The organism is Streptomyces sp. NPDC104096, assembly GCF_055584385.1.
In genome coordinates, this window is record NZ_JBVJMD010000003.1 from 232,837 (window position 1) to 258,680 (window position 25,844).

Genomic DNA, 25,844 nt, shown 5'->3' on the forward strand with positions numbered 1-25,844 from the left:
CCTAACCGGCGCGGTGGGGCAGGCCGCCGGTCTCCGGGTCGCGGCCGGTGAGGCAGTACGTGCCGCCGGCCGGGTCCCGCATCACCGTCCAGTGCCGGTGGCGGGACACCGTGACCGCGCCCAGCCGTTCGTGCCGGGTGACGGTCGCCTCGATGTCCGCGCAGGCCAGGTCCAGATGGGCGGAGGCGGGGCGCTCCTCGTCCAGGCGTTGCAGCAGGATGCGCACCGGCAGCCCGGCCGGCGGCGCGACCACATGGAACTCGGGGAGCGAGCCGGGCCGTGCGTCCCAGCCGGGCAACAGGGCGCTCCAGAAGGCGACCTCGGCCTCGTACACCGACGGCGGCAGGTCGAGGCTGACCTGGTCGAGGCGGCTGCCCCGCACCACGGGAGGCCGGACCGCCTCGCCGTGCCACGGCACCACGCAGAACAACGGCCCACCGGGCGAGCGCAGTACGGTCCAGCCCGCGTGCTCGGCGACCGTCCGCGCGCCGAGCCGCAGCGCCTCGGCCGCGGACTCCGCCACGTCCTCGACACAGAGGCAGAAGTGCGCGCCGCCGTCCCCGGCGGCGACCCCCTGCACCTTCACGCAGGCGTCGGCCCCCTCCGGCAGCAGGGTCGCGAACTCGCCGTGCTCGCCCCTCGGTTCCGACAGTTCGGTGCCGGTGACGGCGGTCCAGAAGGCGTGGGTCCGGGCCGACTGCGCGGCGGGCCGGTCCACGAAGGCGTACGTCCAGCGGATGTCCATGCGGTGATCGTAGGCAACTGCCCCACGACGTCGGTCAGTCGTGCCGCTCGATGAACCGCAGCATGTTCCCCGCCGGGTCCCGGAACGCGCAGTCGCGCACTCCGTACGGCTGGTCCGTCGGCTCCTGGAGCAGGTCGTAACCGGCGTCCTGGACGCGCTCGCACAGCGCCTCGCAGTCGGTGGTGGTGAAGATGACCCCGCGCAGCATGCCCTTGGCCAGCAGCCGGGCCATCGCCTCCTTGTCGGCCGGGGAGGCGTCCGGGCTCGCGCCCGGCGGCTCCAGCACGATCTCCACGTCCGGCTGGAGCGGCGAGCCGACGGTCACCCAGCGCATGTTCTCGAAGCCGACGTCGTTGCGCACCTCCATGCCGAGGACGTCCTGGTAGAACGCGAGCGCCTTGTCGTGGTCGTCCACGGCGATGAAGCACTGCTTGAGTTTCAGGTCCATGGTCTCGAACCTAACGATCGTCTCGGGCGGGTGAGGGTGCGCGCCACGCAGGGCGGGATCGCCGCGAGGTCCTCGTCGTGCGGGCCGTGCGAGCGGGCCCGGTAGGCGCTCGGGGTCTCGCCGACCAGCTCGGTGAACCGGGAGCTGAAGGAGCCCAGCGACGTGCAGCCGACCGCCATGCACACCTCGGTCACGCTGAGGTCGCCGCGGCGCAGCAGGGTCTTGGCGCGTTCGACCCGGCGGGTCATGAGGTAGGCGTACGGCGTCTCGCCGTACGCCTCCCGGAAGCTGCGCTGGAAGTGTCCGGGGGACATCAGCGCGGTACGGGCGAGCGCGGCGATGTCGAGCGGCTCGGTGTACTCGCGGTCCATGCGGTCGCGGGCCTGCCGCAACCGGACCAGATCTTCGAGGGCCACCGCACCAGCATGGCACGGTGGCCCCCGCCGGGTGGCCCGGCCGGTCGCTTCGGGCGGACCGGTTACTTGAGGTAGACCAGCCCGTCGGTGGTGACGGTCGGGCGGCCCGCGGTGCCGACGACCACGATCTTCACCGTGTGCTTGGCACTGGCGGACCAGGTCTTCGTCCAGATCGCGTCGCGGTACTTCGTCGTCGTCGACCTCAGGTCCACGGTGGCGGTCTTCACGCCGTCCACGTAGACGTACACCTGGCCGGAGGTCGCGGCGCGCGAGACCACCAGGGCCGCCGAGCGGCCGGTGAAGGTCCAGCTCAGCGAGGCGTTCTTGGTGGAGCTGCCGTACGACTTGCCGCCCAGGTAGCTGGTGGACGACTTGGCCGTCCAGGTGCCCGCCTTGGTGGCCGAGGTCTCCTGGAGGAGCACGGGGGTGCCGCTCACGGAGGCCGAGGCGGTGTTGCCCGCCCGGTCGTACGCGGTCATCTTCCAGGTCGTCGTCACACCGGGCTTGGCGGTGAGGTTCGCGCTCAGGACCGTCGGGCCGTACGTCTTCGCGACCGGCGCGGTGAGGCGGACCTCCTTCAGGCCGCCCGCGTCGGTGGCCTTCCACTTCAGGGCGAGCGGGACGGCCGTGGTGCTCACCGTGCCGAGCCCCAGGGCGAGGTTCGGCTTGGTGGAGAAGGCGGGCGGGGTCCTGTCGGCGGTGGCGGTGGGTGTGGTGGTGGGCTTCGTGGTGGGTGTGGTGACCGGCGCCGGAGTGGTGGGCGTGGCGGTGGGTGTGGCGGCCGGGGTGGTGGCGTCCGTGGTGGCCGGGGCGGGCTGGACGAGCACGGTGACGTCCGAGGTGAGCGCGGCCCAGCCGGACTGGTGGATGCCCTGTACGGCGACCTTGTGGGTGCCCGCCGTCAGGTCCACCCGGGCGGAGCCGGCGGATCCGGCGACGGTGGCCGCGACCTTGCCGTCGACCAGCACGTCGTACTGCCTGACCAGCGCGGCCGGGGTGGTGGCCGACCACTTCAGGGTGACGGCGCCGCTGGTGAGCACGGTGGTGCCGGACGTTCCGTCGCCGGTGACCGAGTCCAGCGTGAGTCCTTCGACCGGTCCGCCCGCCCAGGCGCGGATCGTGGGCAGCAGGTTGTAGTAGGCGTCACCCGGGCACACGGTGTTGTAGCCGTCGCGGTGGCCGTGGATGACGGGGAGGGTCCTCGTGGCGCCCGCGGCCCACGTCTCCCGGAAGTAGTTCGGCCCGGCCGCACCGGCTGTGAGCTTGGCGGTGCCGGTCGGGTCCACGCCGTACTGGCCGAGCTTCCACGCGGCGAGCCGGGCGACCGAGGTCATCGCCTCCTTCGACGGGGCGAGGGTGCTGTAGTCACCGATGATGGCGATACCGGTGGTCTCGGAGTTGAAGCCGTAGGCGTGCGCGCCCATCACCGGCCGGTCGACCCCGCCCTTGCGGCCCTCGTAGATCGTGCCGCACTTGTCGACGAGGAAGTTGTAGCCGATGTCCTTCCAGGTCAGCTCCTGCACGTCGTAGGCGTAGACGGACCGGATGACGGCCGGTGCCTGGGCGCAGGTGTAGTCGTTGGAGGTGGCGGTGTGGTGGAGCACCACCGCCTTGATCTTCCCGCCGGGCAGATAGCCGGGCGCCTCGGGGCTGATGGACTCGTCGGCGCCCCAGTCCTGTCGTGAGGCGATCGGCGGGCGGGGCGCGGTGGACGCCGGGGCCGGGGGCACGGACGCCGCCGACGCGCTCGGCGCGGTCGGGTCCGGCGCGGAGGCGGTGGGGGCGCCGCTCGGGCTCTCGGTCGAGGTCGCCGTCTCCGCGGGCGCGGCGGAGGTCGTCCCGGCCGGCGGGGGATCGGTGGACTCGGACGCGGTCGGGTCGGCGGAGGCCGGCGCCGGCGGGTCCGGGGTGACCGGGTCGGTGGTGTCGGTGGGGTCGACCGGGTCCAGCACGAAGCCGGCGGGCTCCACCTGGGAGGTCGTACCGCTGCCGGGGTCGATCATGGCCACCCGCAGGCCCCCGGGGAGCCGCTGCGACGCCCGGCCGGACATCCGCACCTCCACCCCGTCGGACGGGCCGAACCACATCGGGGCGGTGCCGCCGCGGGACGCGTCCTGCGCGCCGTCCCCGCTGTTGCCGTCGAGTCGCTGCCACTTCGACCACGTGCCGCTCGCCGTGCTCCGGGCCCGGGCCTCGATGGTGCCGGTCACGTGCGCGGCCGGGTCGGTCCAGCTGACCCCGAGCAGGCTGAAGGGCGCGGTGTCGCGCCGGTCCAGCCGGGCGGACGTGCCGTCCCCGGTCACCGTCAGCGAGGCCGTCGTCGCACTGGTCCGGATCGGCCCGGACTTCCCCCCGTCCCCCGAACCGCCGTCTCCGTCGCCGATCCCCTGGACGACCAGCGTCCCGGTCACTGCCGCGACCGCCAGAACGGCCGCACCCCACCCACGACGTCTCATGCCCCGCCCCTGCCCCTGCCTGCTCATGTACATCACATGTATGACGCAAGGAAAGGTATATGAGGATTCAATGAAGGAAGGGGCGGGGTGTCCGAATCGTCATGTGCACGGCCCTCACGGCACCTCGCGCACCCCGTGGAGCACCGCACCCGGCCGCCCCGGACGCCGCGAGGGGCGTCCCGGGCGAACCGGGTGCGGAGGGGAGGCGCCGCGCTCAAGTGGGCCGCGGGCCGAAGGGCTTGATACGGGATCAGGCCTTCTTGGTCTCCCAGAAGATCTTGTCGATCTCGGCGATGAGCTCGAGAGCCTTCTCACCGGTCTTCGGGTCCGTCGAGGCCTTGGCGGCCGACAGGGCCTTCAGCGTGTCGTTGACGAGCTGGTGCAGCTGCGGGTACTTCTCGAAGTGCGGGGGCTTGAAGTAGTCGCTCCACAGCACGGACACGTGGTGCTTCGCGAGCTCGGCGCGCTGCTCCTTGATGACCGTCGCGCGGGCCTGGAAGTGCGGGTCGTCGTTGGCGGCCATCTTCTCCTGGACAGCCTTCACCGACTCCGCCTCGATGCGGGCCTGGGCCGGGTCGTACACGCCGCAGGGCAGGTCGCAGTGCGCGCTGACCTTGACCTTGGGGGCAAACAGGCGGGAAAGCATGGAGCGTTCCTTCCTCGTGATCGTCTTCTCAGGTGGGACATTACTCCCTGGGGGACCGGTTTTCGCGAGTGCCCCCATGGGCTTAGGGCAAAAGTCCGGGGTCACACTGGGACTGGTGGAGGACCGACCGGGGAGGTGCCGGGTGATGCCGGAGCTGTCGCAGGAGACCGAGAGCGGGCGGGCGGGGCAGCCTTTCGGGCTGGCCGAGGTGACCGGGCCGTCGATGGTGCCGACGCTGTACCACGGCGACCAGCTGGTGGTGCGTCACCGGGGCCGGATCAGGCCCGGTGACATCGTCGTCCTGCGTCATCCCCTCCAGCAGGACCTGCTCATCGTCAAGCGCGCCACCCAGCGGCGCGAGGGCGGCTGGTGGGTGCTCGCGGACAACTCGTTCGCCGGCAACGACAGCAACGACTACGGCGTGGTGCCCGACGACCTGATCATGGGCCGGGTCTGTTTCCGCTTCCGGCCGCGCAGGCCCGATCAGCGGGCGCCCTTCGCGCTGCTGCGGTGGGTGCTGTCGGCCGCCAGGCCGGTCCTCTCCGACCGGTCCGCCTCCTGGCGCTTGCGGGCGCGGTAGGCGGCCACGTTGGCGCGGGTCGCGCAGCGGTCGGAGCAGTAGCGCCGCGACCGGTTGGTCGAGGTGTCCAGGTAGGCGTTGCGGCAGGGGGCGGCCTCGCACAGGCCGAGCCGGTCGACGCCGTACTCGGTGAGATGGAAGGCGAGCCCCATCGCGGCGATCGCGGCATAGCCCGCGGTCGCGTTCGACGGGTGGTCCGCCAGGTGCATGTGCCACAGCGGGCGGCCGTCGTCGTCCCGGAAGTCGTGCCCGGAGATCTGCGGGCTCACCGGGAACTCCAGGAGCAGCGAGTTCAGCAGGTCCACCGCGAGGGTCTCGTCGCCGGTGTCCGCCGCCTCGAAGACCGCGCGCAGCCGGGCGCGGACCGAACGGAAGCGCGTGACGTCCGCGTCGGTGGCGCGCCGGGCCGCCGACTGGTTGCCGCCGAAGAGGTCGCGGACGGCCCCGACCGAGGTCAGCGAGTCGTTGCCCCGGGCCGGCTCCTCGCTGTTGACGAGACGGACGGCGTAATCCGAGTAATAGGCCAGTTCCACTTGTAGTCCTTACGGAGGCGCTCTATGGTCTTGGATGCGGTCGGGGTAACAGCCGGTCGTGGATGCAGGGTATTACGTTGGAGCCTGCGACGGAGGATGCGGTGACGAACGCGGACACGACCACGACGGGTACCACCGGAGCGAACGGCGCGGACTGGCCGGCCTGGCAGGAGAGCTGGGACCGGCAGCAGGAGTGGTACATGCCGGACCGCGAGGAGCGCTTCCGGATCATGCTCGACATGGTCGAGGCGCTCGTCGGCACCACCCCGCGCGTACTGGACCTGGCCTGCGGCACGGGCAGCATCACCGCGCGGCTGCTCGCCCGCTTCCCCGGGGCCACCAGCACGGGTGTCGACCTCGACCCGGCCCTGCTCGCCATCGCCGAGGGCACCTTCGCGGGCGACGGGCGGGTCTCCTTCGTCACGGCCGACCTCAAGGACCCCGACTGGCCGGCGCGGCTGCCGTACGACTCGTACGACGCCGTGCTGACCGCCACCGCCCTGCACTGGCTGCACCGGGAACCCCTCGCGGCCCTCTACGGCCGGATCGCGGAACTCGTCCGCGACGGCGGTGTCTTCATGAACGCGGACCACATGATCGACGAGGGCACACCGCGGATCAACGCGGCCGAGCACGCCTGGAGCCGTGCCCGCAGGGAACAGGCCAGGGAGGCCGGTGCCCTCGACTGGGCCGCGTGGTGGCAGGTGGCCGCGCAGGACCCGGTCCTCGCCGTGCCGACCGCCCGCCGCTTCGAGATCTACGGCGAGCACGCCGACGGCGAGATGCCGTCCCCCGCCTGGCACGCGCGCGTGCTGCGCGAGAAGGGCTTCGGCGAGGCCCGCCCGGTGTGGTGCTCGCCCTCGGACACCCTGCTGCTCGCGCTCAAGTAGCCGCGAGCCGCGAGCCGCGAGCCGCGAGCCGCCAGGGGCCGGCCGACGCCGAGGGGCGAGCTGCCGACGCCGGGGAACGAGCGGGTGGCCGGACGCGGAGGGGGGCGGTACGGAACTCCGTACCGCCCCCCTCCGCGTCGCCCCTCGGCGCCGGGTTACAGGACCTTGGACAGGAACGCCTGGGTCCGCTCGTGCTGCGGGTTCGTCAGCACCTCGCGCGGGTTGCCGGACTCGACGACCACACCGCCGTCCATGAAGACCAGGCTGTCGCCGACCTCGCGGGCGAAGCCCATCTCGTGGGTGACGACGACCATCGTCATGCCGGACTCGGCGAGGTCGCGCATGACGTCCAGGACGTCACCGACCAGCTCAGGGTCGAGGGCCGAGGTCGGCTCGTCGAAGAGCATCAGCTTCGGGTCCATGGCCAGGGCCCGGGCGATGGCCACCCGCTGCTGCTGGCCGCCGGAGAGCTGGGAGGGGTAGTTCCCGGCCTTGTCGGCCAGGCCCACCCGCTCCAGGAGCTGCATCGCACGCTCCCTGGCCTGGGCCTTGTTGACGCCCTTGACCTGGACCGGCGCCTCGATGACGTTCTCGACGGCCGTCATGTGCGGGAAGAGGTTGAAGCGCTGGAAGACCATGCCGATGTCCCGGCGCTTCAGCGCGACCTCGCTGTCCTTGAGCTCGTACAGCTTGTCGCCCTTCTGGCGGTAGCCGACCAGCTCGCCGTCGACGTACAGCTTCCCGGCGTTGACCTTCTCCAGGTGGTTGATGCACCGCAGGAAGGTCGACTTGCCGGAGCCGGAGGGGCCGATGAGGCAGAACACCTCGCCGGTCTTCACCTCCAGGTCGATCCCCTTGAGGACCTCGACGTGGCCGAAGGACTTGTGGACGCCCTCGGCCTTGACCATCGGGACGGCGGAGGACCGCACGGGCGTGTCCGCGCCGCTCTTCGTCTCGGTCATGCCAGGCCTCCCTTCGGACGGCTCAGGGACAGCATGTTGCTCTTGATCTTCTGGAACACCGTGGGCGGCAGCGAACGGCTGGAGCCCCGGGCGTAGTACCGCTCCAGGTAGTACTGGCCGACGCTGAAGATCGAGGTCAGCATCAGGTACCAGGCCGCCGCCAGGAACAGCATCTCGGCGGGGGCGCCGGAGGTCTGGCCGATGTCCTGGGCGACGCGGAACAGCTCGGAGTACTGGACGACCGACACCAGCGAGGTCGTCTTCAGCATGTTGATGACCTCGTTGCCCGTCGGCGGCACGATCACGCGCATCGCCTGCGGGATGACGATCCGGCGCAGCGTCCTGGCGTGGCTCATGCCCAGCGCGTGCGCGGCCTCGGTCTGGCCCTCGTCGACCGCGAGCAGACCGGCGCGGCAGATCTCGGCCATGTACGCGGCCTCGTTCAGGCCCAGGCCGAGCAGCGCGGTCAGGAACGGGGTCATGAAGTCCGACCACTGGTCCTTGTAGAGCGGACCGAGGTTGATGTACTCGAAGACCAGGCCCAGGTTGAACCAGACGACGAGCTGCACCAGGACCGGGGTGCCGCGGAAGAACCAGATGTAGAACCACGCGATGGACGAGGTCACCGGGTTCTTCGACAGGCGCATCACGGCGAGCAGGATGCCGCCGCCGATGCCGATCGTCATCGACAGCACCGTTATCAGGAGCGTCTTGCCCACGCCCTGGAGGACGCGGTCGTCGAAGAAGTAGTCCGGGATCGCACCCCAGTTGATCTTGCCCTGGGAGAACGCGTAGACCACACCGGCCATCAGGGCCAGCGCGATGACGGCGGAGACGTACCGCCCGTAGTGACGGACCGGGATGGCCTTGATGGCCTCCGGGCCGGCCGGTGGCGCGTCCACCGGCCCGTCCGTCTTGGTGTTTTCAACAGTCACGGGTGTTGCCTTTCAGCGGCCGCGGCGCGGTCACTTGCCGCCGTTGACGGCGGCCGAGGTGACGGCGCCGGCGTCGACGCCCCACTTCTGGATGATCTTGCCGTACTCGCCGTTCTTGATGACGGCGTCCAGGGCGGCCTGGATCGCGTCGCGGAGCTGCGTGTTGCTCTTGGCCACGGCGATGCCGTACGGCGCGGCCTCGACCTGCTCGCCGACGATCTGGAAGTCGTTGCCGCCGCCGGAGGTCTTCACCGCGTACGCGGCGACCGGGAAGTCGGACGAGCCGGCGTCGGCACCGCCCGCGCGCAGCCGGGTCTGGGCCTGCTGGTCGTTGTCGAAGGACTGGAGGGCGATCGTCTTGCCACCGGTGCACTTCTTCGACTCGGCCTTGGCGAGGTCCTCGGAGACCGTGCCGCGCTGCACCACGAGCTTCTTGCCGCACAGGTCCGCCCAGGTCTTGATGCCCTGGTCCTTGCCCTTGGGGGTGTAGATCGAGACACCGGCGGTGAAGTAGTCGACGAAGTCGACGCCCTCGCCGACCTTCTTGCCGGTGTCGGAGTCGATGCCGTCCTGGCGGTCCTTGGTGTCGGTCATCGCGGACATGGCGATGTCGTAGCGCTTGGAGCGCAGACCGGTGATCAGGGTGTCGAACGTGCCGTTCTGGAAGTCGAACTTCACTCCGAGCTGCTTGCCCATCGCGTCGGCCAGGTCGGGGTCGATGCCGACCGTCTTGCCGGAGCTGTCCTTGAACTCGACCGGCGCGTAGGCGATGTCGGAGCCGACCTTGATGACACCGGCGTCGCGAACGGCCTGCGGCAGCTTGTCGGCCAGCGGGGCCGAGGCGGTGGCGGTGGAGGAGTTGCTTCCGGAGCCGTTGTCCTTCGTCTGGTCACCGCAGCCGGTGAGCAGCAGGGCGCCGGCGACCGCGATCGCGCCGACCGCTGCTAGCCGGGTGTGCGCGGCGGTGGAACGACGGGTGGTGCCTGCGGTCATGGTGGGTTCCTCCGGCGGGTGGATGGAGTTGCCGATGGGTCGACGAGAACACACACCTTCGGGTGTCGCGACCTCGTGTGGTTACGGCATCCTGCCATTCGGATTCAGTCATTCAGGTGAGTCGGCATGTCAAAATCGGATAACGGGACACCCCCGAACTGCACCAGGCCGGACATCACGACCGGACCTTCTACGGGAATCCGTCCTTCCGGCCGGAAAATCTGCGGCGTGTCTCGCCATGTGGCCGGTCTCGGTGCGCCCGTTGCGGACGCTTGATTCCTCTTCGGTCCTTTGTCCAGGATTTGCCCCCATTTCCGAGCATGAGTCATCTCACTGGTACGAGACCACATGTGACCTTCGCGTTATGGACTCGTCCTCGGCCGCGTCCGTCCGGTAAGAAGGATCCTCACACCCCTCATCCGGGGCTCAGGGCGCGTGTGCGGCGCGCCCGGCGCGTATGTGCCCGTACGCCTCACCTCACTGGGCCGTGCGCGATGCCCGCCCACCCCTCACCAGGAGTGGCCACCCTCAACCATGTACACCTAAGGGGTAAGACACAGTGGCAGCGGAGATCGTCAATCCTCGCAGCAAGAACAATACGGACCAGGGGGACAGTGCGGAGCCCCTCGATTCCTTCGACCCCGCGTTCGCTCTGCACCGTGGCGGCAAGATGGCTGTGCAGGCCACCGTGCCGATCCGGGACAAGGACGACCTGTCCCTCGCCTACACCCCCGGCGTCGCTCGCGTGTGCACCGCGATCGCGGAGAACCCGGAACTGGTCGACGACTACACCTGGAAGTCGTCCGTGGTCGCCGTCGTGACGGACGGTACGGCCGTGCTCGGCCTCGGGGACATCGGTCCCGAGGCGTCCCTGCCCGTGATGGAGGGCAAGGCGATCCTGTTCAAGCAGTTCGGCGGCGTGGACGCGGTTCCGATCGCCCTCGCCTGCACGGACGTGGACGAGATCATCGAGACCGTGGTGCGTCTCGCGCCGTCGTTCGGCGGGGTGAACCTGGAGGACATCTCGGCGCCGCGGTGCTTCGAGATCGAGCGCCGGCTCCAGGAGCGCCTGGACATCCCGGTCTTCCACGACGACCAGCACGGCACGGCCGTCGTGACGCTGGCGGCGCTGCGCAACGCGGCGCGGCTGAGCGGACGCGCGGTCGGGGACCTGCGCGCCGTCATCTCGGGCGCGGGCGCGGCCGGTGTCGCCATCGCGAAGATGCTGGTCGAAGCGGGTATCGGGGACGTCGCGGTCGCGGACCGCAAGGGCGTCGTCTCCCGGGACCGTGACGACCTGACGCCGGTCAAGCGGGAGTTGGCCGGGTTCACCAACAAGGCCGGGATCTCCGGGACGCTGGAGACCGCGCTGGACGGCGCCGACGTCTTCATCGGTGTCTCCGGCGGTACGGTCCCGGAGGAGGCCGTGGCCTCGATGGCGAAGGGCGCCTTCGTCTTCGCCATGGCGAACCCGAACCCCGAGGTGCACCCCGAGGTGGCGCACAAGTACGCCGCGGTCGTCGCGACCGGGCGCTCGGACTTCCCGAACCAGATCAACAACGTGCTGGCGTTCCCGGGCATCTTCGCGGGCGCGCTCCAGGTGCGGGCCTCCCGGATCACCGAGGGCATGAAGATCGCCGCGGCCGAGGCGCTGGCGGCCGTCGTCGGCGACGACCTCGCCCCCGACTACGTCATCCCCTCGCCGTTCGACGAGCGGGTCGCCCCCGCGGTGACCGCCGCGGTCGCGGCGGCGGCGCGGGCGGAGGGTGTGGCTCGCCGCTGAGCCTCCCCGAGTTCCACCGAACGGCCCCGCCCGCAAGGGCGGGGCCGTTCGTCCGTCCTCCGCCGTGCTTCCGTCCCTCGCCGTTCCTCCGGCGCCCGCCGCCCGGGTGCCGTACGTACCCGCCGCCGTTACGTCTGACGTGTTCCGCGCAAGAGGGCGTGTGTCACAACGTGTCCTGGTTCCCCCCGCCGCCCCCGGAACCTATCGTCGGCTTCATGTTCGCTGCCTACGCCGCCCGAATCGACCGTGACCAGCCGCTCTCCGGACTGGAGTTGGGGGAGCGTCCGGCCCCCGAGGCCCGCTCCGGCTGGAGCGTCGTCGACGTCAGAGCCGCCTCCCTCAACCACCACGACCTCTGGTCCCTGCGGGGCGTCGGCCTGCCCGAGGACAAGCTGCCCATGATCCTCGGCTGCGACGCCGCCGGTGTCGACGAGGACGGCAACGAGGTCGTCCTGCACTCCGTGATCGGCCAGAGCGGCCACGGGGTGGGCCCCAAGGAGCCCCGCTCCATCCTCACCGAGCGCTATCAGGGCACCTTCGCCGAGCAGGTCGCCGTGCCCACCTGGAACGTGCTGCCCAAGCCCAAGGAGCTCTCCTTCGAGGAGGCCGCCTGTCTGCCCACGGCCTGGCTGACGGCGTACCGCATGCTCTTCACGAACGCGGGCGTGCGGCCCGGCGACTCCGTGCTCGTCCAGGGCGCGGGCGGCGGGGTGGCCACCGCGGCCATCGTGCTGGGGAAGGCGGCCGGGCTGCGGGTCTTCGCGACCAGCCGGGACGAGGCCAAGCGCAAGCGGGCCCTGGAGCTCGGGGCCGTGGAGGCGCTGGAGTCGGGCGCGCGGCTGCCCCAGCGGGTGGACGCCGTGATCGAGACCGTGGGCGCCGCGACCTGGTCGCACTCGGTGAAGTCCCTGCGGCCCGGCGGCACCCTGGTGATCTCCGGCGCGACCAGCGGCGACCGGCCCTCGCACGCCGAGCTGACCCGGATCTTCTTCCTCGAACTCAAGGTCGTCGGCTCGACGATGGGCACCAAGGACGAACTGGAGGACCTGCTCTCCTTCTGTGCCGCGACCGGGGTGCGCCCCGTCATCGACGAGGTGCTTCCGCTCGACCGGGCCCGGGAGGGCTTCGAGCGCCTGGAGGCGGGCGACCAGTTCGGCAAGATCGTGCTGACCGCCTCCTGATCCTTCGACCGCGTGCTCTCGACGGCCGGCCCGGCTCCCGGGCCGGCCGTTCGCATGTCAACGTGGGTTGACATCACTCATGTGTCAACGTAAGTTGACATCATGACCGAAGCAACGGATCTCGCCCAGCGAGCCGGCGACCGCGATCCGCGGGTCGGGCTGCGGGCGGTGGCCGCGCTGCGCCGGCTGCTGGAGCAGCTGGAGGCGGTGCAGGTGCGCAGTGCGCGCCATCAGGGCTGGTCGTGGCAGGAGATCGCCGCGGAACTCGGAGTCAGCAGGCAGGCCGTGCACAAGAAGTACGGGAGGCAGTGATGTTCGAACGCTTCACCCAGGACGCCCGCGCGGTGGTGGTGGGGGCGGTTGCCCACGCGGAACGGGCGGGCGCGGAACGGGTCGAGGAGACCCATGTCCTGCTCGCCCTCCTCGACCGCGAGGGCAGCCGCGGATCCTTCGCGCTGGCGGCGCTCGGCCTTCCGCCGGGGGGCCGGGACGGTGTCGTACGGGAACTGGGCGAGGCCCGCCGCCGTGGCGGGCTCTCCCGGGCCGACGCGGACGCCCTGTCCGGGCTGGGGATCGACCTGGCGGAGATCGTCGCGCGGATCGAGGAGGAGCACGGGGAGGGTGTGCTGGCGGATTCCGGCCGGGTCGGTGCCACCGGCCGGCGGACCGGGCGGCGGTTGTTCGACCGCGGCGCCAGGGATCTGCTCACCGAGTCGCTGCGCATCACCCTCGGCCGGCGCGACCGCCGGATCGGCGACGAGCATCTGCTGCTCGCCCTCACCGCGCGCCCCGGCGTGCCGGCGGAGGTCCTCGCCGACCACGGGGTGACCCATGAGTCCCTCACCCGGGTGCTGTACGGCCCCGGCGCCGGAACGGACGCCGGAACCGGCGAGGCGAAGGCCGGCTGAGGAGCGGGCGGGCGGAGGCGCGGACCGGCTGGGGCGAAGGCCTTCCGGGGGGAGGGGCGGGCGCGGGCGCGGGTCGGCTGAGGCGCGGGCAGGGCAGGGCAGGGGCCGGTCCGGGTGGGGGGGGCGGGTGCGGGCGAGCGCCGGTGCGGCGCTCGCCCGCTGTCATGCCTTCGGTGTGCGCAGCACCGCGCCGATGAGGGCCGCCGCCGCGGACAGATGACCGCGGGCGTCATGGAGCTGGTCCGCGGTGACGCCGTGGTCGCGGGCCGCGTCACGGATGTCGTCCCGGAAGCGGTCGAGCAACCGGTCCAGATCGCGGGCCGGATCGCCGGTGAGGTCCTCGTGGGCCCAGGCCGGTTCGTAGTCGGCGGGGAAGTCCTTCGGTGTGCGGCCGTACTCGGGTCCGGGCGCCGCCTTCCCGGCGCCGGCCCCCCCGCCGCCCGCACCGGCACCGGTACGGCCGAAGCCGAGGTCCCTGCCGAACTCCTTACCGAATTCTTTCCCGAAATCGCCGAACTCCTTGGCGAGTTCGGTCAGGCCCTCCCGCAGGCCCGTGGGCCAGTCGCCCCGCTCGAAGTGGTCCTGCACCTGCTCCTGGACCCGCCGGGAGATGCGCTGCAACTCCTCCTGGGCCTGGGCCCTGGCCTTGTCCTGGGCCTCCTTCGCCTGCCGTCGGGCCCGCTGGGCCTCCTCGCGGGCCCGGCGGCTCTCGTCCTTGGCGCGGCGGGCCTGCTCCTTCCACTCCTGCTTGACGCGCCGCATCTCCTCCTTGGCGGCCCGCCACGACTCCTTGTCGCCGTAGTCCCCGAAGTCGCCGTGGTCGCCGTCGGTCCGGGGCTTCCCGGACGCCGCCGAGCCACCCCGCCGGGCCTCCGAGGCCGCCGCCCGCATCTCCCGGCGCAGATCACCGGCGGCGCCGCGCACATCGGCGCGGATCTCGGCGGCCAGCTCCGCGACCGACTCCCGGATCTCCAGTTCCAGGTCGGCCAGTTCGCCGCTGCGGTCGGCCAGTTCGGCGCGGCCCGCGTCCGTGATGGCGTACACCTTGCGGCCGCCCTCGGTGGTGTGGGTGACCAGCCCCTCCGCCTCCAGCTTCGCCAGTCGGGGGTAGACCGTGCCCGCCGACGGGGCGTACAGACCCTGGAAGCGCTCTTCGAGGAGGCGGATCACCTCGTAGCCGTGGCGCGGGGCCTCGTCCAGCAGCTTCAGCAGGTAGAGGCGCAGACGGCCATGGGCGAAGACGGGAGGCATGTCAGAGCACCTTCTTGTCGGTCGTGCCGTCCGCGGGTGCCGCCTCGGCCGGCGCCTCCCACGGTTCGTCCTCCGCGGGGGGCCGCCGCAGCAGGGCGATGGACCCGGAGACCGTCGTCGCCTTCAGCCGGCCGTTGCCCGCGCCGAGCCGCCCGGTGATCCGCTTGGCGCCCCACTGGCCGCTGACCCGGAGGTCCTCGAAGGCGTTGGAGACGGTGCCGCTCGCGGTGTTCGCCTCCACCTGCGCGTCCGCCGGGTGCGGCAGCCGGATGGCGATCTCACCGGAGACGCTGGTCAGGCTGATCTCCGCGGGGCTGCTCGTCGAGTCGACGTCGACGATCATCGAGCCGCTCACCGAGTCGGCCTTCACACAGGACCCGGCGGCCTCGACCACGGTCAGGTCGCCCGAGACGGAGTGGAAGCGCAGATCCCCGCTGAGGGCCTGGGCCTCCACGTTCCCCGAGACGGTGTCCGCGCGGACCGGGCCCGCCAGTCCCACCAGCGTGGTGTCCCCGCTGACCCCCTTCACCTCGGCGTGCCCGTCGATGCCGGAGACCACGGCCGTGGCCCCGACGACACCCACCTCGACGCGGGTACGGGCCGGCACGGCCAGGGAGACGACGGCGCTGCGCCGCCAGCCCTTGTGGTCGAGCCACTTCAGGAAGCCCTTCCACGGCAGGTCCTCGTACGCCACCGTCAGGGTGCCGTTCTGCTGGGTGACGACCAGGGGCGGCCCCTCGACCCTGGACACCTCCAGGCGGGCGGAACCCTCGTCCGTGCCCACGACGTTCACTGTTCCGTTGACGATGCGCACGTGCAGTTCGCTCACCGGCTCGTCGAAGGTGAGCTTCCTCGGCTCTGCGACGGACCACTCGGACATGGTGCGGACCTCCAGGACGGCAAGAACGCGCCATATCGCGTCTCCTTTCAAACACGATATATCGCGGACGTCGAAAGTCAAGACACTTGTCGAGGCACCCGTCGAGGCACCCGTCGAGGCACCCGTCGAGGCACCCGTTCTGGCGATCACCGATCACACAGAGCCGACGAATCGTCCTAGCGTGTGAACATGCCGACGGAAGACTTCGGGCCGCGTGCCCGACCGGGCCGCCCCGCCCCGGGCGCGCTGCTGCTCTGCCGGGCGGACCCCGGCTCCGTCGCCCCCGCCGCGCGCCTGCTGCGCGACCGTGTCCTGCTCACGGCGGCCGGTGCGGCGTGGAGCGTCCTCGTACCCGAGGGCAGGCCGTGGCGGCGGGAGGGCGAACCGGTCGACCGCGTCGCCACCGGCTGGGCGACCGCTCTGGCGGTCGGCGCGCCCTGGCCCGTCCTGGCGCTGTGGTGGGACGCCGACCGGGCCGGCTACACCCTCGGGTCCGGTTACCGCCGTCCCGTCGGCTACGTCTGGCTCGCGGGCGGCACCCCGGCCGGCGAGGAGGAGGCCATGCGCACCTTCGCGGCCCGCCTGGGCCTCGATCCGGCCGTCGACCTGCCGCTCCTGGAGGCCCTGACCCGTTCCGGCACCGGCCCCGGCTCCAGTCCCGGCTTCGGGGCCGACGCCCGGGCCCGGCTGGGCGGCCTGCTGTCGGTTCTCGCCCGGGCGGGCGTCGCCCTGCCACCGGGTCTCGTACCCGGTGAGTCCGCCGACCGCCTCCGGGAGGCCGCCCGGTCCTGCCCCGGCGCACAGGAGATCCAGGAGCCGGACCGGCAGGAGACACCCCGCCCGGCGCCCACCGGCACGGAATCCGGGCCGAGGGTGCCCGGTACCGCCGGCAGCGGGCACGAGCGCGGTCTTCCGGGTCCCGTGCTTCCCTACGCGGGCAGCCCCGGCGCCCAGGCCCTCGCCCTCGCGCAGGTGGCGGCGGGCCTCCCGCTCACCGCCTGGGGCCTGCGGCGCCGCAACGGCGGCTGGATCGCCTCGGGCACGCTGCTCCTGGCCCACGGGGCGCTGGGGCTGCTGTACGACCTGGGCAGGCCACGCGACTGAAGGGCACGGGGCGGCACGCCCTACTCGTCGTCGTCCTCGTCGTCCAGCCGGGCCAGCCACGTCGCCAGACGCTCCACCGGAACCTCGAAGTCCGGGTTGAGATCGACGAACGTACGGAGCTGCTCGGCGAGCCACTCGAAGGTGACCTCCTCCTCGCCCCGGCGCTTCTCGAGCTCCTCGATGCCGCGGTCGGTGAAGTACACGAATGCTCCGCAAAGAACTGGGCGTCAACGACCCCTCCAGGCTATCCCGCCCGGTGGGGGAACGAACGCGGCCCCGTCCCCGGCCACAAGGGCCGGGGACGGGGCCGCGAGGCGTCGCGGGTGTGCGAGGGCCTACGCCTCGAACACCTCACGCACCAGCTGCTCCTGCTCCGCCTGGTGCCGCTTCGCCGAACCCACCGCCGGGGACGACGAGTGCGGGCGCGAGATACGGCGCAGACGCTCGCCGTGCGGCACGTCCGCGCCGACGGCCAGGTCCAGGTGGTCGATCAGGTTCAGGGCGATGAACGGCCAGGCACCCTGGTTGGCCGGCTCCTCCTGGGCCCAGAGGTACTTCTCCGCGTTCGGGTACTTGGCGATCTCGGCCTGGAGCTCGGCACCCGGCAGCGGGTACAGGCGCTCCAGACGGATGATCGCCGTCTCGGCGGCCGCGGGGTCCGAGGCACCGCGCTTCTGCCGCTCGGCCTCCAGGTCGTAGTAGACCTTGCCGGCGCAGAAGACGACCTTCTTCACGGCGGCCGGGTCGGCCTTCGCGTCGCCGATGACCGGGCGGAACTGGCCGCTCGTGAACTCCTCCGCCTTCGAGGCCGCGGCCTTCAGACGCAGCATCGACTTCGGGGTGAAGACGACCAGCGGCTTGTGGTGCGGGTTGTGCACCTGCCACCGCAGGAGGTGGAAGTAGTTCGACGGGAGCGTGGGCATCGCGACCGTCATGTTGTTCTGCGCGCACAGCTGGAGGAAACGCTCCGGGCGGGCGGACGAGTGGTCCGGGCCCTGGCCCTCGTAGCCGTGCGGGAGGAGCAGGGTGACGCCGGAGGTCTGGCCCCACTTCTGCTCCGACGCGGAGATGTACTCGTCGACGACCGTCTGCGCGCCGTTGACGAAGTCGCCGAACTGCGCCTCCCACATCACGAGCGCGTCGGGGCGGGCCAGCGAGTAGCCGTACTCGAAGCCCATCGCCGCGTACTCGGACAGCAGGGAGTTGTAGACGTTCAGGCGGGCCTGGTCCTCGGACAGGTACAGCAGCGGGGTGAAGTCCTCGCCCGTCTGACGGTCGATGATCACCGCGTGGCGCTGGCCGAACGTACCGCGCTGCGAGTCCTGGCCGGCCAGGCGCACCGGGACGCCCTCCAGCAGGAGGGAGCCGAAGGCGAGGGTCTCGCCCATGCCCCAGTCGATGGTGCCGTCCTCGACCATGGCCGCCCGGCGCTGGAGCTGCGGCAGCAGACGCGGGTGGACGGTGACGTGGTCGGGGATGTTGACCTGGGACTCGGCGATCCGCTTGACGGTCTCCGCGGACACCGCCGTGTTGACCGCGACCGGGAACTCGGCCTGCGGGTCGGACGGGGCGCTGGCGGTCGGCTGCGCGGTGGCCTCGCGGACCTCCGTGAAGACCTTCTCCAGCTGGCCCTGGTAGTCCTGGAGCGCCTGCTCGGCCTCTTCCAGGGTGATGTCGCCGCGACCGATGAGGGACTCGGTGTAGAGCTTGCGCACCGAGCGCTTCTTGTCGATCAGGTCGTACATCAGCGGCTGGGTGAAGGCCGGGTTGTCCGACTCGTTGTGACCGCGGCGGCGGTAGCACAGCAGGTCGATCACCACGTCCTTGTTGAACGCCTGGCGGAACTCGAAGGCCAGCCGCGCGACGCGGACCACGGCCTCCGGGTCGTCGCCGTTCACGTGGAAGATCGGGGCCTCGATCATGCGGGCCACGTCCGTCGCGTACATGGAGGAACGCGAGGACTCGGGGGCCGCGGTGAAGCCGACCTGGTTGTTGATGACGATGTGGACCGTGCCGCCGGTGCGGTAGCCGCGCAGCTGCGACATGTTCAGGGTCTCGGCCACCACGCCCTGGCCCGCGAAGGCCGCGTCGCCGTGGATCGCCACCGGCAGGACCGTGAAGTCGGTGCCGCCCTTGTTGATGATGTCCTGCTTGGCGCGGGCGATGCCCTCGATGACCGGGTCGACCGTCTCCAGGTGGGAGGGGTTCGCGGCCAGCGAGACCTTGATCTGCTCGCCGTCCAGGCCGGTGAAGGTGCCCTCGGCGCCCAGGTGGTACTTCACGTCGCCGGAGCCGTGCATCGACTTCGGGTCGAGGTTGCCCTCGAACTCGCGGAAGATCTGCGCGTACGACTTGCCGACGATGTTGGCGAGGACGTTCAGGCGGCCGCGGTGGGCCATGCCGATGACGACCTCGTCGAGGCGCGACTCGGCCGCGGAGTCGATCACCGCGTCGAGCAGCGGGATGACGGACTCGCCGCCCTCCAGGGAGAAGCGCTTCTGGCCGACGTACTTCGTCTGCAGGAAGGTCTCGAAGGCCTCCGCCGCGTTCAGCCGGCGCAGGATGCGCAGCTGCTCCTCGCGCTCCACGCGCGCGTGGGGGCGCTCGACGCGGTCCTGGATCCACTTGCGCTGCTTGGGGTCCTGGATGTGCATGAACTCGATGCCGGTGGTGCGGCAGTACGAGTCGCGCAGCACGCCGAGGATGTCGCGCAGCTTCATCAGGGACTTGCCCGAGAAACCGCCGACCGCGAACTCGCGCTCCAGGTCCCACAGGGTGAGCCCGTGCTCGGTGATGTCCAGGTCGGGGTGCTTGCGCTGGCGGTACTCCAGCGGGTCGGTGTCGGCCATGACGTGGCCGCGGACCCGGTAGGAGTGGATCAGCTCGAAGACGCGGGCGGCCTTGGTGACGTCGTCGTCGTGGCTGGCGTCGATGTCCTTGAGCCAGCGGACCGGCTCGTAGGGGATGCGCAGCGAGGCGAAGATGCCGTCGTAGAAGCCCTGCTCGCCGAGCAGGAAGTTCGCGACGATCCGCAGGAACTCGCCGGAGGCCGCGCCCTGGATCACCCGGTGGTCGTAGGTCGACGTGAGCGTCATGACCTTCGAGATGCCGAGCTTGTTCAGGGTGTCCTGGGAGGTGCCCTGGAACTCCGCGGGGTAGTCCATGGAGCCGACGCCCATGATGACCGACTGGCCGGGCATCAGACGCGGGACCGAGTGGACGGTGCCGAGGCCGCCGGGGTTGGTCAGGGAGACCGTCACACCGGTGAAGTCGTCCATCGTCAGCTTGCCGTCGCGGGCGCGGCGGACGATGTCCTCGTAGGCCTGCCAGAACTCGAAGAAGTTCAGCGTCTCGGCCTTCTTGATGCCGGCGACGACGAGCTGGCGGTCGCCGTTCGGCTTCACCAGGTCGATGGCGAGACCGAAGTTGACGTGCGCGGGCTTGACGAGGGTGGGCTTCCCGTCCTTCTCCGCGTAGTGCCAGTTCATCGACGGCATGGCCTTGATGGCCTGCACCATCGCGAAGCCGATCAGGTGCGTGAAGGAGATCTTCCCGCCCCGGGCCCGCTTGAGGTGGTTGTTGATGACGATGCGGTTGTCGAACAGCAGCTTCACCGGGACCGCGCGCACGGACGTGGCCGTGGGCAGCTCCAGGGAGGCGTTCATGTTCTTGGCGACCGCGGCGGAGGGACCGCGCAGCGTCACGAACTCGGGACCTCCGGGAGCCTCGGCGGCCGGAGCGGCCTTCGCCTTGGCGGCCGGGGCCGCGGCGACGGGCTTCGCCGGAGCCGCGGCGGGCGCCGGAGCGGCGGCCGCGGGCTTCGCGGGAGCCTGCGCGGGCGCGGGCACGGCCGGGGCGGCCGGAGCGGCGGGCGCGGCCGGAGCCGGGGCGGCGGGTGCCGGGGCGGAGGCGCCTGCGGCCCCCGCGGCCGCAGTGCCCGCCGGAGCCGGGGAGGTAGCCGTCCCCGGCTTGTAGTCGGCGAAGAAGTCCCACCAGGCACGGTCTACCGAGTTCGGGTCCTGGAGGTACTGCTGATAGATCTCGTCGACGAGCCACTCGTTGGGGCCGAACGCGGCAGCGGGGTTCTTGCCCGCTTGGTCTGCGTCGGTCGAGAGGCTCGATGCGTTACTGGGGGACTGTGGCGACACGGCGGCAACCGCCCTCTTCCGCTTCACAAGGTGATGGACAGCGGGAATAAAGGCTACGCCCCCCTGGCCGGGAAGGTCAGGTCGGGCCGGTTCAACGTCGTGTAAGTCACATCAGAAAGTGTGTTTCGGCCCTGGAAATGGCGGGAAACACATGTGGTTCCGCTACGTGGGTGATGCGTCAGGGTTCGTCGAAGGAGGCCTCGCACGCCGTTGACGTGGGCCTGTGCCTGATCACACGTGTCCGTCGGCGCGGACGCCCGTGGATCTTGTGGCTCCGGTTCGCACTTTACGTCAACTTGGCACAGATGACAGTCCCGGGAGAGTGACGATGATCCTGCACCCCCGGTCGGATTCGGCCACGCCGATGCGGCCGCCGTGCAGATCCACCGCCCAGCGGGCGATCGCCAGCCCCAGTCCCGTACCGCCGTCGCTGCCCGGACCGTGCGGCCGGCGGACGGCTCCCCGGTTGAACCGCTCGAAGACGCGGTGCCACTCCGAGCGGGGTATGCCGGGCCCCTCGTCCAGGACCTCCAGCTCCAGCGACTCCGGCAGCGTCCCGCGCCGTGCCCGGACCGTCACCCGGCCGTGCGGCGGGCTGTGCTTGACCGCGTTGTCGATGAGGTTGGCCACGACCTGGTGGATGCGCTCGGGGTCCGCGTGCGCGGTCAGCTCCGGCGGGGACACGTCCAGGTGGAGATGGACGTCCGTACGGGTGTGGCTGCCGGAGCCCGAGGCCATGCTCGCGCGCGCGGAGGCGACCATGTTGGCCTCCTTCAGCACCCCTGACAGATACGGCCAGACCTCGAAACGCCGCTGGCGCAGCGGTACGACGCCGTTGTCGAGCCGGGACAGGTCCAGCAGCGTCTCCACCAGCCGGCCGAGCCGCTCGGTCTGCTTCAGGGCGGTGCGCATCGTCTCGGTGTCCGCCACCGAGATGCCGTCCACGACGTTCTCCAGCACCGCGCGCAGCCCCGCGATGGGCGTCCGCAGCTCGTGCGAGACGTTGGCCACCAGTTCCTTGCGGTGCAGGTCCTGCGCTTCCAGCTCGTCGGCCATGACGTTGATCGTCTGCGCCAGGTCGCCGAGCTCGTCCCGGCGTTTCTCGCTCACCCGGCGGGTGTAGTCGCCGTGCGAGATGGACCGGGCGACCGTGTTCATCTCGTCCAGCGGCGAGGTGAGCGAGTGCGCCACGAACTGCGTGATGAGCAGTGTGGCGATCATCGAGAAGACCGTGATGAAGCGCAGCTCGGTCTTGGTGTGCACCGCGATCATCGACAGCCCGGTCGTGATCAGCACCGATATGACGACCAGCGCGCCCAGCTTGGTCTTGATCGAGAACGGGCGTACGCCACCCCAGGGCTCGCCCCCGGGGCTCCTCCGTGCGGCCGACCGTCCGTCGCTCATGGCGTAGGTGTCTCCAGCGCGTAGCCCACACCGTGCACGGTGCGGATCCGCTCGGCGCCGATCTTCCGGCGCAGCGCCTTGATGTGGCTGTCGACGGTACGGGTGCCGGAGGCGTCCGCCCAGTCCCACACCTCGGCCAGCAGCTGCTCACGGGAGAGCACCGCGCGCGGGGTGTTCGCCAGGCACACCAGCAGGTCGAACTCGGTGGGCGTCAGATGGACGTCCTCGCTGCGCACCCGCACCCGGCGCTGCGCGTGGTCGATCTCCAGCTCGCCGAGGCGCAGTATGCCGCTGCGCGGTGTCGAGGCGGCCACGACGGCCCGCTCGACCCGGCGCAGCAGCACATGGACCCGCGCGGCCAGCTCCCGCATCGAGAACGGCTTGGTCATGTAGTCGTCGGCGCCCACGCCGAGCCCGACCAGCATGTCGGTCTCGTCGTCACGCGCGGTCAGCATCAGCACCGGCACCGGCCGCTGGGCCTGCACGCGACGGCAGACCTCCAGACCGTCGAAACCGGGCAGCATGATGTCGAGGATCAGCAGATCGGGCTGCCATGCCTCGGCGGTGTCGACGGCCGCCGGGCCGTCGCCCGCGGTTTGCACCAGGAATCCCTCGGCGCGAAGTCGGGCCGCGATGGCTTCGACGATCGTCGAGTCGTCCTCGACCACCAGGACCCGCCGCTGGGCGCCCTGAGTCGCCGTGGCCGTCCCGTTGTGGGAGGTATGTGTCTGCTCCATCGCCCGCCCCTGAGTGTGCTCTCCGGAATCAGTGGGGTGATTCCTCGGTCTGCGCATGCTTGCGATTGACGCTTGAATGATCCGCGTCAGGGATGCAGCGTACGGGGAGTCACCGCGGCTTTGCTATCCAGGTCGGACGGCGAGGTGGACGACGTCCGGAACGCCCCGGGCAACCGGCACCTCTTCGGTACGTACCTGCGTGAATCCGGCATTGCGCAAGGTTTCCTCGAATTCGGCAGACGGCCGCGCCGACCACACCGCCAGCACCCCGCCGGATCTCAGCGCCCTCGCGCAACTCGCCAGCCCGGCCGGGCCGTAGAGCCCTTGGTTGCCCTTGGTGACGGTCCAGTCCGGCCCGTTGTCGATGTCGAGACACAGTGCGTCGAATGTGTCGTATGTCTCATTGATGTAGTCGAGCAGGTCCGCCTGGACGATCTCCGTGCGCGGGTCCGCGAGCGCCTCGCGGGTGGTCCCGGACAGGGGGCCCGTGCGGTGCCAGTCGATGACGGCGGGCTCGCGCTCCACGACGGTGATCCGGCCCCAGCGTGGGTCGGCCGCGGCGTGCGCGAGCGAGAAACCGACACCCAGGCCGCCGACCAGCACGGCCGGCCGCCGGTGACCCCCGGTGAGGGGCGGCCGGCGACAGCCGTCCAGGGCGGTGAGCGCCGCGTCGACGAGCAGCCGCTCCGAGCGGCCGTCGGAGGTGTCCATCAGGAAGCAGCCGTTGGCGATGATCTGCAACAGCCCTCCCTGGCGGCGCAGTACGACCTCTCCGTACGGGCCCTCGCGGCGGTCCAGGACTTGGGGGGTGTCGTATGACGTGGGCATCCGCCCATCCTGGCACTCTGCTGACGGACCGTCGGGGGATTTGCTCCGATGCGGGGGCACACCCGCGTGGAGTCACCTCGGTACGCGAGCGCCGCCGCCGGGTACCGCTTCTGTGCCGTACCGCGCCGGGCCGGACGCGAGTGCCCGTATGGGAGGTTGCTGTGAATCGGCGTGTGCGTGGCGCCGGTCATAGACAGTGACCCCGTGGTGCGCGAAGGGTGGGGGCGGACCGGAAGGAGCGCCTCACCGTGGAACGGACTGCGACCGCCGCCTCCCCGGCGGATCCGGACGGCTCCCTCCCGGACGCCTCGGGTCCGCAGGCCGCGGCTTCGGGCCCGGCCCTCGCGGACACCTCCGCTCTGCTGGGCGGCATGCCCAGACAATGGGTCCCGGTCGTGGCGAGCGCATCCGAGACCCCGTACGCGGGGGCGGTGTCCGGGGCCCCGTACGCGGTGGTGCCCGGGATCCCGCACCCGGCGGTGTCCGAGGCGGTGTCCGAAGCGCGCCCGGCGGCGGGTCCGGCCGGGGGGCCGAGCACGGGTCCGGCGGCGGGGGCGCGTCCGCGCCTGCGTCCCTGGCGGCTGCTCCCCACCCCCACCGGAACGCCGTTCGCCTTCGCCTTCACGGCCGTGCTGGCCGTCACCTCACTGATCACGGCCTGCGCCGATCCCGCCCTGGTGCACACCCTCCACCAGGGCTCCAGCACCGACGTGGCGCACCTCGTGCGCACCCCCGTGCTGGTCCTGCTGGCCAGCGCGCTGTGGATCGCGGGCGGGGCCCTGTCCGTCTACGCGATCTGCTGTCTGCTCGTCCTCACCGCCCTGGAGCGGCGGATAGGAGGGCTGCGCACGGCCGGTGTCTTCCTGCTCGGGCACGTCACGGCGACCCTCGCCACCGAGGTTCCGGTGGGACTGGCCGTCCTGGCCGGCCGTCTCCCCGTCACCTCCCTGCACCGCCTCGACTACGGCATCAGCTTCGGCGTCGCCGCCGGAGTCGGCGCCCTGGCGGGCCTGCTCGCCCCGTGGCTGGGCCGGCCGGTGCTCGTGGTGTTCGGCGCGATGCTGGTGCGCGACCTGATCGGCTTCTCGGACCCCATGACGAACTGGGGACACCTGATGTCCCTGGCGATCGGCTGCGCCACCTGGCCGCTGACGCGCCGCCGCCACCGCGACCGCGCCGCCGCGTGACCTTCCCCCGGCCTGGCTACCGCGGCGACCACACGTACGGAGTCGTCGTGGTCACCGCCCGGAAGCCGAGCCGGCGCAGGATGGGCTCGCTGTCGTCGGAGGCGTCCACGTGCAGATGGCGGATCCCGCGGGCGGCGGCGATCTCGGCGCGGGCGGCCAGCAGGGCGCGGTAGATCCCCCGGCCGCGCCACTCGGCGAGCGTCGAGCCGCCCGCCAGCGAGGCGAACTCGCCGCCGGGACGGAAGGTCAGCCAGGCCGCGCAGACCACCTCGCCCGCCGCCTCGGCGACGAGGACGGCGATCTCCTCCGGAGCGCGGGCCACGCGCCCGATCAGGTCGTCGGCGATCGAGCTCAGGTCCAGGCCCCAGACCGCCGTCTCCAGGGCCGCCACCCGGCGCAGGTCGGCGTCCGCGGTGACCCGCCGCACGGTGACCCCCTCCGGCGCGGCGGACGCTCCCGCCGTCGACTGCGCCACGGATCCGACGAGCACCGTCTCCCGCGCCTCGGGCACGAAGCCCGCCGCGGTCAGCCGGTCCGTGAGATCGGCCGGGCTGTCGTGCCCGCGGACCTTCCACTCCACCGCCTGCCCGCGGGCCGCGAAGAAGTCCCGCTGCCGTGCGATCAGCTCGTCGACCTCCCGGCCCCGCAGGCCGCCCAGATCGCGCGGCCCGGTGACGAAGCCGCGGAAGCCGAGGTCGAGGCGGAGCAGCGGGCCGTCGTACTCGTACGCGACTCCGGGCGGCGGGGTGCAGCGCTGGGCGTCGTAGGCGTCGAGCAGGCTCTGGGTGACCGTCATGGGGAGAACGTACGGGCGGCGACCCGGGCTCGG

Annotated in this window: 25 protein-coding genes; 8 read left to right on the top strand and 17 right to left on the bottom strand. The window is 71.4% G+C overall.

Annotated elements, in window-relative coordinates; genetic code table 11:
* Position 1: 1 nt before the first annotated feature.
* The 5 genes from ACZ60B_RS05520 to sodN all read right to left on the bottom strand — a co-directional run bounded on the left by ACZ60B_RS05520 (position 2) and on the right by sodN (position 4,711).
* Positions 2–745: a VOC family protein gene (locus tag ACZ60B_RS05520; RefSeq protein WP_469384384.1), complete on the bottom strand. Its 744-nt coding sequence runs from the start codon at positions 743–745 to the stop codon at positions 2–4.
* A gap of 34 nt (positions 746–779) precedes the next feature.
* Positions 780–1,193 (bottom strand): VOC family protein, encoded by a 414-nt coding sequence (locus ACZ60B_RS05525; RefSeq protein ID WP_469384385.1) that lies wholly within the window; start codon positions 1,191–1,193, stop codon positions 780–782.
* Positions 1,184–1,609 (bottom strand): helix-turn-helix transcriptional regulator, encoded by a 426-nt coding sequence (locus ACZ60B_RS05530; RefSeq protein ID WP_469384387.1) that lies wholly within the window; start codon positions 1,607–1,609, stop codon positions 1,184–1,186. Before ACZ60B_RS05530 ends, ACZ60B_RS05525 begins: the two co-directional genes overlap by 10 nt.
* A gap of 62 nt (positions 1,610–1,671) precedes the next feature.
* Positions 1,672–4,065, bottom strand: coding sequence for a peptidoglycan recognition protein family protein (locus ACZ60B_RS05535; protein ID WP_469384389.1), 2,394 nt, complete (start codon positions 4,063–4,065; stop codon positions 1,672–1,674).
* A gap of 250 nt (positions 4,066–4,315) precedes the next feature.
* Positions 4,316–4,711 (bottom strand): superoxide dismutase, Ni, encoded by a 396-nt coding sequence (sodN, locus tag ACZ60B_RS05540; RefSeq protein WP_020130742.1) that lies wholly within the window; start codon positions 4,709–4,711, stop codon positions 4,316–4,318.
* Positions 4,712–4,856: 145 nt separating this feature from the next.
* Here sodN and sodX point away from each other — a divergent pair, with 145 nt between their 5' ends.
* Entirely contained in the window at positions 4,857–5,291 is a 435-nt protein-coding gene (sodX, locus tag ACZ60B_RS05545) for a nickel-type superoxide dismutase maturation protease (RefSeq protein WP_469384392.1), read from the top strand.
* Here the strand turns inward: sodX and ACZ60B_RS05550 are convergent.
* Positions 5,195–5,824 carry a CGNR zinc finger domain-containing protein gene (locus ACZ60B_RS05550; RefSeq protein WP_469384393.1) on the bottom strand — a complete coding sequence of 210 codons (630 nt, stop codon included), beginning with the start codon at positions 5,822–5,824 and terminating at the stop codon, positions 5,195–5,197. The genes sodX and ACZ60B_RS05550 overlap by 97 nt on opposite strands.
* A gap of 101 nt (positions 5,825–5,925) precedes the next feature.
* Here ACZ60B_RS05550 and ACZ60B_RS05555 point away from each other — a divergent pair, with 101 nt between their 5' ends.
* The gene (locus ACZ60B_RS05555) at positions 5,926–6,714 is read left to right on the top strand and encodes a class I SAM-dependent methyltransferase (protein WP_469384394.1); all 789 of its coding nucleotides are present in this window, start codon (positions 5,926–5,928) and stop codon (positions 6,712–6,714) included.
* A 155-nt stretch (positions 6,715–6,869) separates the two neighbouring features.
* On the opposite strand, the gene ACZ60B_RS05560 is transcribed toward ACZ60B_RS05555, so the two are convergent.
* Genes ACZ60B_RS05560 through ACZ60B_RS05570 form a run of 3 tightly spaced genes read right to left on the bottom strand, consistent with a single transcriptional unit; the run spans position 6,870 to position 9,604 of the window.
* A complete protein-coding gene (locus ACZ60B_RS05560) occupies positions 6,870–7,622 on the bottom strand; it encodes an amino acid ABC transporter ATP-binding protein (protein WP_469384634.1) in 753 nt (250 codons plus the stop codon).
* 50 nt (positions 7,623–7,672) lie between these two features.
* A complete protein-coding gene (locus ACZ60B_RS05565) occupies positions 7,673–8,611 on the bottom strand; it encodes an amino acid ABC transporter permease (RefSeq protein ID WP_469384395.1) in 939 nt (312 codons plus the stop codon).
* A 30-nt stretch (positions 8,612–8,641) separates the two neighbouring features.
* On the bottom strand, positions 8,642–9,604 hold the full coding sequence (locus ACZ60B_RS05570) for an ABC transporter substrate-binding protein (protein ID WP_469384397.1): 963 nt from the start codon (positions 9,602–9,604) through the stop codon (positions 8,642–8,644).
* 559 nt (positions 9,605–10,163) lie between these two features.
* Between ACZ60B_RS05570 and ACZ60B_RS05575 the strand changes: the two genes are divergently transcribed.
* The 4 genes from ACZ60B_RS05575 (at position 10,164) to ACZ60B_RS05590 (ending at position 13,476) form a co-directional block, all read left to right on the top strand.
* A complete protein-coding gene (locus tag ACZ60B_RS05575) occupies positions 10,164–11,387 on the top strand; it encodes an NAD(P)-dependent malic enzyme (RefSeq protein ID WP_469384398.1) in 1,224 nt (407 codons plus the stop codon).
* Between the two features lie 215 nt (positions 11,388–11,602).
* Entirely contained in the window at positions 11,603–12,568 is a 966-nt protein-coding gene (locus ACZ60B_RS05580; protein ID WP_469384400.1) for a zinc-binding dehydrogenase, read from the top strand.
* A gap of 102 nt (positions 12,569–12,670) precedes the next feature.
* A complete protein-coding gene (locus ACZ60B_RS05585) occupies positions 12,671–12,880 on the top strand; it encodes a helix-turn-helix domain-containing protein (protein ID WP_152892126.1) in 210 nt (69 codons plus the stop codon).
* A complete protein-coding gene (locus ACZ60B_RS05590) occupies positions 12,880–13,476 on the top strand; it encodes a Clp protease N-terminal domain-containing protein (protein WP_469384403.1) in 597 nt (198 codons plus the stop codon). The genes ACZ60B_RS05585 and ACZ60B_RS05590 overlap by 1 nt, the downstream gene beginning before the upstream one ends.
* Before the next feature lie 162 nt (positions 13,477–13,638).
* On the opposite strand, the gene ACZ60B_RS05595 is transcribed toward ACZ60B_RS05590, so the two are convergent.
* Together ACZ60B_RS05595 and ACZ60B_RS05600 are read right to left on the bottom strand one after the other, a co-directional pair.
* Positions 13,639–14,727 carry a PadR family transcriptional regulator gene (locus ACZ60B_RS05595; protein WP_469384404.1) on the bottom strand — a complete coding sequence of 363 codons (1,089 nt, stop codon included), beginning with the start codon at positions 14,725–14,727 and terminating at the stop codon, positions 13,639–13,641.
* A gap of 1 nt (position 14,728) precedes the next feature.
* A complete protein-coding gene (locus ACZ60B_RS05600) occupies positions 14,729–15,607 on the bottom strand; it encodes a DUF4097 family beta strand repeat-containing protein (RefSeq protein ID WP_469384405.1) in 879 nt (292 codons plus the stop codon).
* A gap of 189 nt (positions 15,608–15,796) precedes the next feature.
* On the opposite strand from ACZ60B_RS05600, the gene ACZ60B_RS05605 reads away from it, so the two are divergent.
* Positions 15,797–16,711: a hypothetical protein gene (locus ACZ60B_RS05605; RefSeq protein ID WP_469384407.1), complete on the top strand. Its 915-nt coding sequence runs from the start codon at positions 15,797–15,799 to the stop codon at positions 16,709–16,711.
* A gap of 20 nt (positions 16,712–16,731) precedes the next feature.
* Here the strand turns inward: ACZ60B_RS05605 and ACZ60B_RS05610 are convergent, their stop codons facing one another.
* From ACZ60B_RS05610 to ACZ60B_RS05630, 5 genes are all read right to left on the bottom strand, one after another.
* Positions 16,732–16,914, bottom strand: coding sequence for a DUF6104 family protein (locus ACZ60B_RS05610; protein ID WP_019075209.1), 183 nt, complete (start codon positions 16,912–16,914; stop codon positions 16,732–16,734).
* Positions 16,915–17,046: 132 nt separating this feature from the next.
* Complete coding sequence (locus tag ACZ60B_RS05615) at positions 17,047–20,859, bottom strand: multifunctional oxoglutarate decarboxylase/oxoglutarate dehydrogenase thiamine pyrophosphate-binding subunit/dihydrolipoyllysine-residue succinyltransferase subunit (protein WP_469384409.1); 3,813 nt, start codon at positions 20,857–20,859, stop codon at positions 17,047–17,049.
* A gap of 291 nt (positions 20,860–21,150) precedes the next feature.
* Complete coding sequence (locus ACZ60B_RS05620) at positions 21,151–22,263, bottom strand: HAMP domain-containing sensor histidine kinase (protein ID WP_469384411.1); 1,113 nt, start codon at positions 22,261–22,263, stop codon at positions 21,151–21,153.
* The gene (locus ACZ60B_RS05625; protein WP_450661480.1) at positions 22,260–23,000 is read right to left on the bottom strand and encodes a response regulator transcription factor; all 741 of its coding nucleotides are present in this window, start codon (positions 22,998–23,000) and stop codon (positions 22,260–22,262) included. Before ACZ60B_RS05625 ends, ACZ60B_RS05620 begins: the two co-directional genes overlap by 4 nt.
* A 123-nt stretch (positions 23,001–23,123) precedes the next feature.
* Positions 23,124–23,828, bottom strand: coding sequence for a spermidine synthase family protein (locus ACZ60B_RS05630; protein ID WP_469384413.1), 705 nt, complete (start codon positions 23,826–23,828; stop codon positions 23,124–23,126).
* A 248-nt stretch (positions 23,829–24,076) separates the two neighbouring features.
* Here ACZ60B_RS05630 and ACZ60B_RS05635 point away from each other — a divergent pair, with 248 nt between their 5' ends.
* Positions 24,077–25,015, top strand: a complete 939-nt coding sequence (locus tag ACZ60B_RS05635) for a rhomboid-like protein (RefSeq protein ID WP_469384415.1) — start codon at positions 24,077–24,079, stop codon at positions 25,013–25,015.
* A 16-nt stretch (positions 25,016–25,031) separates the two neighbouring features.
* On the opposite strand, the gene ACZ60B_RS05640 is transcribed toward ACZ60B_RS05635, so the two are convergent.
* Entirely contained in the window at positions 25,032–25,811 is a 780-nt protein-coding gene (locus ACZ60B_RS05640) for a GNAT family N-acetyltransferase (protein WP_469384417.1), read from the bottom strand.
* Between the last annotated feature and the right edge of the window lie 33 nt (positions 25,812–25,844).

Bases quoted from the DNA above. Each gene is read 5' to 3' on its own strand.
- ACZ60B_RS05585 (WP_152892126.1), top strand. From the start codon at position 12,671: ATGACCGAAGCAACGGATCTCGCCCAGCGAGCCGGCGACCGCGATCCG.
- ACZ60B_RS05595 (WP_469384404.1), bottom strand. From the start codon at position 14,727: ATGCCTCCCGTCTTCGCCCATGGCCGTCTGCGCCTCTACCTGCTGAAG.
- ACZ60B_RS05620 (WP_469384411.1), bottom strand. From the start codon at position 22,263: ATGAGCGACGGACGGTCGGCCGCACGGAGGAGCCCCGGGGGCGAGCCC.
- ACZ60B_RS05600 (WP_469384405.1), bottom strand. From the start codon at position 15,607: ATGTCCGAGTGGTCCGTCGCAGAGCCGAGGAAGCTCACCTTCGACGAG.
- ACZ60B_RS05525 (WP_469384385.1), bottom strand. From the start codon at position 1,193: ATGGACCTGAAACTCAAGCAGTGCTTCATCGCCGTGGACGACCACGAC.
- ACZ60B_RS05570 (WP_469384397.1), bottom strand. From the start codon at position 9,604: ATGACCGCAGGCACCACCCGTCGTTCCACCGCCGCGCACACCCGGCTA.
- sodN (WP_020130742.1), bottom strand. From the start codon at position 4,711: ATGCTTTCCCGCCTGTTTGCCCCCAAGGTCAAGGTCAGCGCGCACTGC.
- ACZ60B_RS05625 (WP_450661480.1), bottom strand. From the start codon at position 23,000: ATGGAGCAGACACATACCTCCCACAACGGGACGGCCACGGCGACTCAG.
- ACZ60B_RS05590 (WP_469384403.1), top strand. From the start codon at position 12,880: ATGTTCGAACGCTTCACCCAGGACGCCCGCGCGGTGGTGGTGGGGGCG.
- ACZ60B_RS05560 (WP_469384634.1), bottom strand. From the start codon at position 7,622: ATGGTCAAGGCCGAGGGCGTCCACAAGTCCTTCGGCCACGTCGAGGTC.
- ACZ60B_RS05630 (WP_469384413.1), bottom strand. From the start codon at position 23,828: ATGCCCACGTCATACGACACCCCCCAAGTCCTGGACCGCCGCGAGGGC.
- ACZ60B_RS05605 (WP_469384407.1), top strand. From the start codon at position 15,797: ATGCCGACGGAAGACTTCGGGCCGCGTGCCCGACCGGGCCGCCCCGCC.
- ACZ60B_RS05520 (WP_469384384.1), bottom strand. From the start codon at position 745: ATGGACATCCGCTGGACGTACGCCTTCGTGGACCGGCCCGCCGCGCAG.
- ACZ60B_RS05640 (WP_469384417.1), bottom strand. From the start codon at position 25,811: ATGACGGTCACCCAGAGCCTGCTCGACGCCTACGACGCCCAGCGCTGC.
- sodX (WP_469384392.1), top strand. From the start codon at position 4,857: ATGCCGGAGCTGTCGCAGGAGACCGAGAGCGGGCGGGCGGGGCAGCCT.
- ACZ60B_RS05535 (WP_469384389.1), bottom strand. From the start codon at position 4,065: ATGAGACGTCGTGGGTGGGGTGCGGCCGTTCTGGCGGTCGCGGCAGTG.
- ACZ60B_RS05580 (WP_469384400.1), top strand. From the start codon at position 11,603: ATGTTCGCTGCCTACGCCGCCCGAATCGACCGTGACCAGCCGCTCTCC.